This is a genomic window from Halomonas sp. ND22Bw (assembly GCF_003011945.1).
GTDB classification, from domain to species: domain Bacteria; phylum Pseudomonadota; class Gammaproteobacteria; order Pseudomonadales; family Halomonadaceae; genus Halomonas; species Halomonas halophila.
The window spans coordinates 1-1,145 of the sequence record NZ_PXWD01000035.1 but is presented as its reverse complement, the minus strand read 5'-3'; the positions used below and the strand labels follow the sequence as shown (position 1 = coordinate 1,145).

1 rRNA gene is annotated in these 1,145 nt (G+C 56.2%); it reads left to right on the top strand.

From position 1 onward, the window contains the following. Positions 1-1,069: ribosomal RNA gene (locus CVH10_RS16830) — 16S ribosomal RNA — on the top strand; the annotation flags it as partial. Between the last annotated feature and the right edge of the window lie 76 nt (positions 1,070-1,145).

Sequence of the window (1,145 nt, the reverse complement as noted above, 5' to 3'; positions counted from 1 at the left end):
CGCAAGAAGGACATCACTCGCAGAAGAAGCACCGGCTAACTCCGTGCCAGCAGCCGCGGTAATACGGAGGGTGCAAGCGTTAATCGGAATTACTGGGCGTAAAGCGCGCGTAGGCGGCTTGATAAGCCGGTTGTGAAAGCCCCGGGCTCAACCTGGGAACGGCATCCGGAACTGTCAGGCTAGAGTGCAGGAGAGGAAGGTAGAATTCCCGGTGTAGCGGTGAAATGCGTAGAGATCGGGAGGAATACCAGTGGCGAAGGCGGCCTTCTGGACTGACACTGACGCTGAGGTGCGAAAGCGTGGGTAGCAAACAGGATTAGATACCCTGGTAGTCCACGCCGTAAACGATGTCGACTAGCCGTTGGGGTCCTCGAGACCTTTGTGGCGCAGTTAACGCGATAAGTCGACCGCCTGGGGAGTACGGCCGCAAGGTTAAAACTCAAATGAATTGACGGGGGCCCGCACAAGCGGTGGAGCATGTGGTTTAATTCGATGCAACGCGAAGAACCTTACCTACTCTTGACATCGAGCGAACTTTCCAGAGATGGATTGGTGCCTTCGGGAACGCTCAGACAGGTGCTGCATGGCCGTCGTCAGCTCGTGTTGTGAAATGTTGGGTTAAGTCCCGTAACGAGCGCAACCCTTGTCCCTATTTGCCAGCGATTCGGTCGGGAACTCTAGGGAGACTGCCGGTGACAAACCGGAGGAAGGTGGGGACGACGTCAGGTCATCATGGCCCTTACGAGTAGGGCTACACACGTGCTACAATGGCCGGTACAATGGGCTGCAATCCCGCGAGGGGGAGCTAATCTCATAAAGCCGGTCTCAGTCCGGATCGGAGTCTGCAACTCGACTCCGTGAAGTCGGAATCGCTAGTAATCGTGCATCAGAATGGCACGGTGAATACGTTCCCGGGCCTTGTACACACCGCCCGTCACACCATGGGAGTGGACTGCACCAGAAGTGGTTAGCCTAACTTCGGAGGGCGATCACCACGGTGTGGTTCATGACTGGGGTGAAGTCGTAACAAGGTAGCCGTAGGGGAACCTGCGGCTGGATCACCTCCTTAATCGACGACGTCACCGCCACCCGGCAAGTGTCCACAATGAATTATCTGATCGGCCAGAGCAAAAGACTGTTTGGGT